Source organism: Thomasclavelia saccharogumia DSM 17460 (assembly GCF_000686665.1).
Classification (GTDB): Bacteria; Bacillota_I; Bacilli_A; order Erysipelotrichales; family Coprobacillaceae; genus Thomasclavelia; species Thomasclavelia saccharogumia.
In genome coordinates this window covers 1-9958 of record NZ_JMLH01000090.1, presented here as the reverse complement: position 1 = coordinate 9958, position 9958 = coordinate 1, and the positions used below count along the sequence as shown (strand labels likewise).

At 31.4% G+C, this 9958-nt stretch carries 11 protein-coding genes and 1 pseudogene; 11 read left to right on the top strand and 1 reads right to left on the bottom strand.

Annotated elements, in window-relative coordinates:
• Window positions 1-336: 336 nt before the first annotated feature.
• Entirely contained in the window at window positions 337-1479 is a 1143-nt protein-coding gene (locus tag BR82_RS15980; RefSeq protein WP_051592847.1) for an IS110 family RNA-guided transposase, read from the bottom strand.
• Window positions 1480-1817: 338 nt separating this feature from the next.
• Between BR82_RS15980 and BR82_RS17320 the strand changes: the two genes are divergently transcribed.
• The 11 genes and pseudogenes from BR82_RS17320 to BR82_RS0113570 all read left to right on the top strand — a co-directional run.
• A complete protein-coding gene (locus BR82_RS17320) occupies window positions 1818-1973 on the top strand; it encodes a hypothetical protein (protein WP_162531350.1) in 156 nt (51 codons plus the stop codon).
• Window positions 1974-2104: 131 nt separating this feature from the next.
• Window positions 2105-2608 (top strand): ATP-binding cassette domain-containing protein, encoded by a 504-nt coding sequence (locus BR82_RS17960; RefSeq protein ID WP_240474569.1) that lies wholly within the window; start codon window positions 2105-2107, stop codon window positions 2606-2608.
• Window positions 2609-2650: 42 nt separating this feature from the next.
• The gene (locus BR82_RS17955) at window positions 2651-2794 is read left to right on the top strand and encodes a hypothetical protein (protein ID WP_240474568.1); all 144 of its coding nucleotides are present in this window, start codon (window positions 2651-2653) and stop codon (window positions 2792-2794) included.
• A gap of 386 nt (window positions 2795-3180) precedes the next feature.
• Window positions 3181-3537: a class Ib ribonucleoside-diphosphate reductase assembly flavoprotein NrdI gene (nrdI, locus tag BR82_RS0113615; protein WP_027090624.1), complete on the top strand. Its 357-nt coding sequence runs from the start codon at window positions 3181-3183 to the stop codon at window positions 3535-3537.
• Window positions 3538-3539: 2 nt separating this feature from the next.
• Window positions 3540-4106 carry a DUF3793 family protein gene (locus tag BR82_RS0113610; RefSeq protein WP_027090623.1) on the top strand — a complete coding sequence of 189 codons (567 nt, stop codon included), beginning with the start codon at window positions 3540-3542 and terminating at the stop codon, window positions 4104-4106.
• A 135-nt stretch (window positions 4107-4241) separates the two neighbouring features.
• On the top strand, window positions 4242-4460 hold the full coding sequence (locus BR82_RS0113605) for a cation transporter (protein ID WP_024720694.1): 219 nt from the start codon (window positions 4242-4244) through the stop codon (window positions 4458-4460).
• 48 nt (window positions 4461-4508) lie between these two features.
• Window positions 4509-6380 carry a heavy metal translocating P-type ATPase gene (locus tag BR82_RS0113600; protein ID WP_027090622.1) on the top strand — a complete coding sequence of 624 codons (1872 nt, stop codon included), beginning with the start codon at window positions 4509-4511 and terminating at the stop codon, window positions 6378-6380.
• A 15-nt stretch (window positions 6381-6395) separates the two neighbouring features.
• A complete protein-coding gene (locus BR82_RS0113595; RefSeq protein WP_187116172.1) occupies window positions 6396-6758 on the top strand; it encodes an ArsR/SmtB family transcription factor in 363 nt (120 codons plus the stop codon).
• Window positions 6759-7060: 302 nt separating this feature from the next.
• Entirely contained in the window at window positions 7061-7873 is an 813-nt protein-coding gene (locus BR82_RS15970; protein ID WP_051592846.1) for a class I SAM-dependent methyltransferase, read from the top strand.
• A gap of 114 nt (window positions 7874-7987) precedes the next feature.
• The gene (locus tag BR82_RS0113580) at window positions 7988-8872 is read left to right on the top strand and encodes a LysR family transcriptional regulator (protein WP_027090620.1); all 885 of its coding nucleotides are present in this window, start codon (window positions 7988-7990) and stop codon (window positions 8870-8872) included.
• A gap of 124 nt (window positions 8873-8996) precedes the next feature.
• Window positions 8997-9380 (top strand): annotated as a pseudogene (locus tag BR82_RS0113570) (cupin domain-containing protein); the annotation flags it as partial.
• Window positions 9381-9958: the final 578 nt, after the last annotated feature.

The following is a 9958-nucleotide window of genomic DNA, read 5'->3' as shown; positions in this document are numbered from 1 at the left end:
TAACAAATTTTTGGCAAATTAAATTGGATAACAGAAGTAAAAGATATGAGCTAATTAGTAAAAAATAGCAAAATATAATGGCACAAACAATCAAATTAATTTATTCCAATTTCCTTATTTACAGTGGAGCCAAATTCCTAAGAACCGTTAAAACCAAGCAAAATCTTGTTGATTTTGCTTATGAAAAAGTATAACTTAGGAATATCCACTATAAATAAGTTTTCTCGGCATAAAATAATTTGAATAAAATATTATCAAATTAAATTAGTTATATTTAATTTTAACTAATTTACGAATGCATAAACAGTAGTTTTTTGAGTCAAAATAATTTGCATATCAACAGATAACTCTTAAAAGTTTTCTAACACAATGTCCCTGAGCACAGCGATGACTTTTTCCCTGAGAGCGTTTAAGATCATAATAGTCTTTAAAAACCTTATTAAACTTGATAACAGGTGTAATGACTTGATATAAGGTCTTTCTCAGATATTTGGAACCTTTCTTGGTTATCGCTGTATGTTCAGCGTTGAATTGGCTGGATTCATAATGATAAGGAGCTACACCCGCTCTTTTTACAATCTGAGAAGGCCTGCTGTACTTGTTTATATCTCCCAATTCTGCTATGATAGATGTACCAGAGAAATGAGCAATTCCTGGTATGGAGATTATAGGAGAGTTATTTTGGATTGAGAACTCTTCTATTTTTTTATCTATTTCATCTATCTGCTCATTAATCAGTTCAATTTGGCATACAAGATGCCTGATTTGAATTTCTTCAGCAAGATAGGGCATACCAATGGAATTTTTAGCAGCTTCCTTAAGTTTTTCAGGAGTAAGTGAAATACGTCTTCCTCTGCCTTTGATGTCAAAACATTTACGAATGGTTCTTATATCAGTTTCAGCAATCTTTTTAGCACTGCCAAATGTTTTCAAGACATTCATATAGACAGAACCGTATTTAGAACGAAAAAGGCTGTTGAATTCAGGGAAAACAAGATCGATAGACTTTTGAAGACGGTTGCAGTACACATTTAATTCTTCCTTGAGATTATGATGATGTCTAGTCAGCTGCTTCTGTTCATAAAGATCAAAAGAATCAACAGTTGTGATACGATAATTCTTTTTACGACGAGGAGAAGCAAGAACATCGCAGATAGTAAGAGTATCAAGCATATCATTTTTCGTGATGCTGCCATCAAGCTTACGAGTCAGATCAGTAGTCACAGGATTAATCAAAGCGACATGAAAATGAAGATCCAACAAAAATTTGAGGATAGGAAAATGGTAATGACCAGTATCTTCCATTCCAATTAAGATTTCATCTTTGGGATAAGATGCAAGAGAATTGATAAAATAATCAAAACCTTCTTTATTGTTTTTAAAAGAAACAGGATTAACAAGAATTTCACCTGAAGAATTATCAACAACAGAGAAGAAATGAGAATTTTTACCAATATCAATACCAACTAAATAATTCATAATAAAACGTCCTTTCAAAATAAAATGATGTGAATGTGATAAAGACCACAACACTTAGACCACAAAACCTGGTGCAAAATACGAATTCAAGACTCATCTAACTCATCATTGTTTAGGAATAAGGTGTGGTAAGAACCTCCATGAAGTAGTCGAGCCACAGGAAAGAAATACAAATCCACAAACACATATTACAATATTATAGATAAAACCCAACCGTAATCAACCACGGAATAAAAAGGTTGATAGAAAGGAGAAGGTATATCAGATGACTTTTTCATCATCAGCTAGCTGATGATGAACTCATTAGATAAGTCATTTATAATATACCAGGAAGAATAATGGTTAAAATAATTGGTTTGTTGATAGGAGTTTGTATTATTGGGGCAGGAATTTTTTATCTTTTTTTAGATCGTGAGGATAAGGAAGCTAAAAAGATATATAGTATTACAATATTTGTCGGAGTTGTTATTTTGGGAGTATCACTGCTGATGTAAAGTCATATCGTTTATGATATGATTTTTATTTACTTTTAGGTGAAAAATCACAGGAGTTAACGAATAACTTTGTTAGAAACTGCCAGGCAAATCTACATTTTGAAGAAGAACTGGCACCAGCACATCGTTATTTGTCAATAGCCTGTGGATTGGCATCGGTCGTTATTTTAGGATTATCGCTGTATTTAAATCAAAAGCAAATAATCTTAGTGTCTTACTTGATGAAAGTTATTTTATTTGTATTTGATTTATTCACGCCCATTAAAGCTTTTTATAGTCAAAATACCAGATTAACAGTAATGAACAGCTGTATGGATCGAATCGAAGAAATATTTGCTCAAAAAGAATTATCAGATGATGGCAGCTCATCATTAAACAATGATGATTTAGAAATCGCGTTTGAACATGTGCACTTTGGCTATGGTAAAAAAGAAGTACTTCATGATATTTCATTTACAATAAAGAAGAATCAGATAATTGCATTAGTAGGGACATCTGGAAGTGGTAAATCAACACTTGCTAATTTATTAGCCCGTTTTTGGGATATTCAATCTGGAAGTATCAAAATAAAAGGTGTTGGCATCCGAGATATTCCATTATCACAGTTGATGAATTCAATCAGTATGGTTTTTTAACGAATTTATTTGTTTCAAGATACGATTTATAACAATATTGCTATGGGTAGGCCCGAGGCAACGAAAGAAGAAGTTATTGAGGCTGCTAAAAAGGCCCAGTGTTATGATTTTATCATGGCTTTACCAAATGGTTTTGAAACAGTCGTTGGTGAAGGCGGCGCTTCTTTATCTGGTGGTGAAAAATAAAGAATTGCGATTGCGCGATGCATTTTAAAAGATGCCCCAATCGTTATTATAGATGAAGCAACGACAAAGTATTGATGTTGATAATGAAAGTTATATTCAAGAAGCTGATTAGATTCTTGTAATCGAGATCGTCCAACAAGACAAACATGAGCAGTTGTTACAAAGTGAAGGTATTTATAAGCAGTTTGTAACTTTGCGACAATCAAAACAAATGTTAGATTTAAAATCAAGTGGTTAGTCAATATGACTGACCATTTTTAAATAAGAAATTTTATTAATGATATTCTTGACTTTTTTAGATAAACATGATAATTTTAATATAAGTTAGCTAAGGCTAACTTATAAAATAAAATATTAGTTAGTCTAAACTAACCAAGGAGGAAGTTATGAAATTTGTATATGCATCAAGAACAGGTAATGTTGAATCAATCGTTGAAAGATTAGGATTAAGTGAGCCTTTAAAAATCGAAACCGGAAGTGAAAGCTGTGATCAAGATTTTATTCTTTTCACTTATACTGATGGTTATGGTGATGTACCTGCAGAAGTAGAAGATTTTTTAAATGATAATGGTAGTTTGTTAAAAGGGGTCATCGTCAGCGGTGATCTTGGCTATGGTGATGCTTATTGTCAAGCTGGAGATACGATCAGCGAGCAATATCAGGTCCCATGTTTATATAAGGTAGAGAATGAAGGAACTGATGAAGATATTGTAAAAATGACAGAGATTATTAATAAACTTTAATAATGCCTACTAATGGTGATATTTTTCAAGAAAAGTTAGCACTTTATAGTGCGCCAACTTTAGCTAATTTAAAAACGGCTAGTCTTTTTCGAATCACGAAAAAAGATTTCCCTAACTGTCATGAATGTTTGCAATATTTTAATCAAAAGTTTCGTCAGTATGGTTTGCAGATCTGTATTTTAAAAGAATATCAAACTAGTTTTTTGATTTATGTGTATCAAAATGATAAACTTTATCATACTCTAACTCATTTTTCGATTCAGAGTTTTTTAAAACAGTATCAATATCCCTGTGATAGTGCTTTGAAAGCTATAGAACATTTGAAAATGCGTTTATTAAACGATGATTTTCCTCATGAAATTGGTATTTTTCTAGGATATCCTCTTTGTGATGTGATTGGGTTTATTAATGATAAAGATCATTATCGATATGCGGGACATTGGAAAGTTTATAGTCATGTGAAAAATAACATCAAAACTTTTAAACGTTTTGATTCTTGTACAAGAACGATTAAAAATAAGATATCTTGTGGTGAGTCAGTTTTTGATATTATGGCAAGAGTTTTTTAAAAATGATGAATTGATCTTCATCATTTTTATTTTAGATAAATATTGAGTATTTATCTTGACATCAGCAATATAAGTGGTAAAATAAAATTAACAAATGAACAATTGTTCAAATGAATAATAAAGGAGATATAAAAAATGAAAAAAACTTATAAGATTGATGTAGATTGCGCAAACTGCGCTAATAAAATGGAAGAAGCTACTAAGAAAACAGCGGGAGTCAAAGATGCTGTTGTCAACTTTATGACTTTAAAAATGACAGTTGAATTTGAAGATGGTGCAGATGTAAAAGCTGTTATGCAGGATGTTATTAAAAACTGTAAAATTGTTGAAGATGATTGTGAAATTTTCTTATAATGGTTCAAACGCTGCATGACTGTAGCGTTTTTTAATGGAGGGACGAATATGAATAAGAAACAAAAAAAGGTTTTACAAAGAATTGTTATTGCATTGATCTGTATTATCGCTTTAGAATTTATTGATGTTAAAGGATATTTAGAATTTGGATTATATATGATACCTTATTTGGTTATCGGATATGATATTTTAAAAAAAGCAATTAAAGGAATTTTAAATCGCCAGGTCTTTGATGAAAATTTCTTAATGGCAGTTGCAACGATAGGAGCTATTGCTCTAGGTGAGTATAAAGAAGGCGTTGCGGTCATGCTCTTTTACCAGATCGGGGAATTGTTTCAAAGTTATGCTGTTGGTAAAAGTCGTCGCAATATCAGTGATTTAATGGATATTAGACCCGACTATGCGAACATTGAAAATGAATCTGGAGAAGTTGAAAAAGTGGCTCCTGATGAAGTGGAAATTGGAAGCATCATCGTTGTGAAACCAGGTGAAAAAATACCTCTTGATGGAATCATCATTGAGGGAAAAACTACTTTAAATACTAGTGCGCTTACAGGAGAAAGCTTACCACGTGAAGTTAGTATAAATGATGAAGTAATGAGTGGCTGTATTAATTTAAATGGTCTAATAAAGATCAAAACAACAAAAGAATTTGGCGAATCGACAGTATCTAAGATATTAGATCTAGTCGAAAATGCCAGCTCTAAGAAATCAAAATCAGAAAATTTTATTTCTAAATTCGCTAAATATTATACACCGGCCGTTTGTTATGGCGCTGTTGCTTTAGCTTTTTTACCACCAGTTATTTCCCTATTATTTTTAAATATTGATGCAAATTGGAGTGAATGGATCTCAAGAGCATTAACGTTTTTAGTTATTAGCTGTCCTTGTGCTTTAGTCATTAGTATTCCATTAAGCTTTTTTGCGGGAATTGGTGGTGCTAGTCATGAAGGGGTTTTAGTTAAGGGATCAAATTATTTAGAGACGCTAGCCCAAACGAAATATGTTGTCTTTGATAAAACGGGAACAATGACACAAGGTGTGTTTGAAGTAACAGGAATTCATCATGCCAATATCGATAAAGATAAGTTATTGGAATATGCGGCTTTAGCAGAAAGTTATTCAACCCATCCAATTAGTAAAAGTTTACAAAAAGCATACGGTAAAGAAATTGATCAGCATCGTGTTTTAGATGTTCAGGAAATCAGTGGTCATGGAATCATTGCTAAAGTTGATGGTCAAGATGTTGCTGTTGGAAATATTAAATTAATGAAAAAATTAAATATCTCATGTCAACAATGCCATAGTGTTGGAACCGTTGTTCATGTAGCTATCAACAATGAATATGCTGGTCATATTTTAATTTCTGATTTAATGAAACCACATGCTAAAGAAGCGATTCAAGCTTTGAAAAAAATTGGTATTAAAAAAACGATCATGTTAACTGGTGATATAAAAAGTGTTGCTGATCAAGTAGCCGAAGAATTGAAAATAGATGCAGTATACAGTGATTTATTACCATCTGATAAAGTTGACAAAGTAGAAGAAATATTGCAAAATAAAGGAAATAAAGAAAAGGTTGCTTTCGTTGGTGATGGTATCAATGATGCTCCAGTTTTATCAAGAGCAGATATTGGAATTGCTATGGGTGCTTTAGGAAGCGATGCGGCAATAGAAGCAGCTGATGTTGTTTTAATGGATGATGATCCTTTAAAAATTGCTAAAGCAATAAAAATATCGAAAAAATGTATTCGAATCGTTTATGAAAATATTTATTTTGCAATCGGCGTTAAAGTAATTTGTTTGATTTTAGGTGCTATTGGTATTGCTAATATGTGGATGGCAATTTTTGCTGATGTTGGAGTTATGGTATTAGCAGTTTTAAATGCTATTCGAGCTTTACGGGTCAGTCATTTATAGAAAGTGAGGAATATTGTGAGTAGTCAAAAAGTAGAATGCTGTGATACAGTTGAAGTCCATGAAGATTTATTAAAGATAGTCGAAGAAAAGATGCCGCCAGAAGAAGAGTTATATGATTTGGCTGAGCTGTATAAGGTTTTTGGCGATTCAACTAGAATTAGAATCTTATTTGTTTTGTTTGAAGCTGAAGTGTGTGTATGTGATTTAGCGGCAGTGCTTAACATGACGCAATCAGCGATATCGCACCAGTTAAGAATACTTAAACAAAATAAGCTAGTAAAAAATAGACGAGAAGGAAAATCAATGTTTTATTCACTTGCTGATGAGCATGTTAGAACGATTATCAATCAAGGTTTGGAACATCTTCAAGAAGACTAAAAATGAGCTATTTAAGCTCATTTTTTAGTATATTGGCATATAAATGTAATTGTTGTAATGAATGGATATGATCATTTAACTGATGCAGCTGGATTTGTCTTTCTATTGGTAAGGAAAGAAAATAATTGCGAGAACTTGTGCTTGATTGAATTAAATGGTTTAGATTTTGATATTGCATGATTTCACCTCACTATAGTATGGATAGAAAAGAAAAATATAGTCTTATTTTTGATGATTGAAAGAAAGAAATAGATATGATAAGATAGTTAGTGTAAGCTAACTAGATGATAGGAGTATTAGTGATGAGTGAAAAAATAACAATTAAAAAAGATACAGTTCAAGAGACTTTGCTTTTACCTTTGTATGGAAGAGCATATTGCGCCAAAAAATATCCCCATATTTTTAATGATCCAATTTCATTAAAAATAATAGATCAGATTGATTATGATTTTGAATCATTAAATCTAAAGGAATTTCAAATTACGACATGGGCGATTCGTCAGCGAATGTTATGCGATAGAGTTAAAACATATTTAGAAAAATATCCTAATGCTACGATCGTTGATTTAGGATGTGGATTAGCTACAGGATTTGGAAGTGTTGATAATGGATCATGTCATTGGATCAATATTGACTTACCAGATGTAATAGCGATTCGAAATCAATTGATTTCCTGCCAGGAACGTGAAAGTAATCTTGCTTATGATGCCTTTGATTTTACTTGGATGGAACAGATTGAGATGGAACAAGGCGTTTATATTATTTGTGGAGGTTTACTTTATTATTTTCAACCAGAAAGAATCAAAGATTTAATGATTGCACTAGCAAAACATTTTCCTGAGGGTGGTATTTATTTTGATTGTGAGAGTTCATATGGAGTAAAAAAATCTAATAAATTAGTAGCGAAGAACGGAAATAAAGGAGCAATGATGTATTTTGCTGTAGATGATGAAAGGATGTTTTTAAAGTGGAGTCCGTTATTTAAAAATATTCAGATCGATGCCAAGCTGCCTGATGATATTCAAAAGGCTCAAGAAATTCCTTTGATGATTCGTTTTATTTTAAAGCTTGGCTGTAAAATGGGAATTATGAAGTTTGTTGAAATCTTGTTTTAAGATACATTTTATCAAAATTATAATGATTAAATAATATTTAACATAAAGGTTTGTTATCCTGATTGTGATATAATAATATTTATAGTTATGATCATGAAAAGGAGTATAAACAAAATGGAATTAAAAACACTTTATTCTTTTCTAATGGTAGCAAGAGAAGAAAATATTACTCGAGCAGCAAAACGTTTACATATAGGACAGCCAGCATTGAGCCGTCAATTAATGCAGTTAGAGCAAACAGTTGGAAAACAATTATTGATAAGAGGAAAAAGAAAGATCGAGTTGACTGAAGCAGGCGTGTTATTAAAAAGAAGAGCCGAAGAAATTATTGGTCTTATTGAAAAAACAGAGAAAGAACTTATTAGTGATAATGATAATCTGACTGGTGAAATTATGATTGGAATGGCTGAGTGTTTGTATACCCATTTATTTTTACCAGATATTATTAAAAAGTTTTCTAATAAATATCCAGGTGTGACTTATGATTTCTATACTGGGAATGCAGATTTAGTAAAAGAAAAGTTAGATCAGGGGATCATAGATGTAGGGATTCTTTTGGAACCGGTAGATTTAGAAAGATATGAATATGTTAGATTACCACAAAAAGAACGCTGGGGAATAGTGGTTTCTAAAGATAATCATTTATCTAATAAAGCATATGTAACAGCAGAAGATCTAATAAATATTCCGTTATTAAATACTAAACGTTCGATTGTTCAAAATGAAATAGCAAGCTGGTTTAAAAGTGATTATGAAAAACTTCATTTTATTGCAACTTATAATTTTTTATCAAATATAATTCCACTAATCACTCAAGGAATTGGCAGTGCTATTACGATTGAAGGGGCTTTTTATAATCATTGTCAAAATGAGATTAAATTTATTCCTTTTTATCCAGAATTGGTGACAGGTACAGTTTTTGTTTGGAAAAAGCATCAAACTTTATCTCCGTTGATCAATAAATTTATTGATGAGATCTATTATGCAATTAATGAATGATATACTATTAAAAATAAGCATTAGACATAATAATAGGAAATGGTTAAAATATAGATGTCAAAAGATATCCAAATTATGGATTAAAAATATGTGGAGGTAGATAAAAATGGAAGAATTCAAGCCCTTATTTGCAATTGGCGAAAAAAATGATGCTTATGCAAAATATTTTGTGGGTCAAAGTTATTTAGCATTGCTTGCTAACAATCAAGGTGTTGGGGTTGCTAATGTAACATTTGAACCAGGTTGCCGCAATAATTGGCACATTCATCATAAGGGAGCACAAATCTTACTTTGTGTAGATGGCAGAGGATATTATCAAGAGTGGGGTAAAGAAGCAATTGAGCTTCATCCTGGTGATGTTGTAAGTATTCCCACAGAAGTAAAACACTGGCATGGTGCAGCCAAAGACAGCTGGTTTTCACATATCGCAATTGAAGTTCCGGCAGAAGATGCATCTAATGAATGGTGTGAACCAGTAAGTGAAGAAGAATATATGAGCTTAAAATAAATTTGATGTAAGAGAAACATAATTCGAAACAACCTTATGTATTTTATCTTTTTGTTGATTTATTAGGTAAATTAAAGTGGTAAAAATACTTTGGCTTTTAAGAGTACAAAATGTTAAGGAAAAAATTGGCGTCAATTACTTTAAAAGATGTTGTTGAAGATACTAAAAATGTATTACGAATGAACGAAATAATTAACGTGTTTATAAAATTTATGTTTTAATTTAACAATAAAGGTAATCTAAAAAGATTACCTTTCAGGCTGTTGACAAATAAAAATATTTGAAACAGTCTTTTTATTTTAATGATTATATGATAATATAACTAATGTCGTGGATGACTTTTTTCCAAATACGTAAACATTTTAAAGCTCCACGACTTTTTTATTTAAGATAAAGAAATCAAAATATGGTATAATTCAGGTATACACGTATTTGGAGGTAATAAAAATGGTAATGACAGTAAATACAATTAAACATGATCACATTATTTTAAGCACTATTGATGAGCTGGTTCCGCTTCATCATGAGGTTAGAAAACTTGAAGCGGCTATTGACTGGAGTTTTATTTATCCACTGGT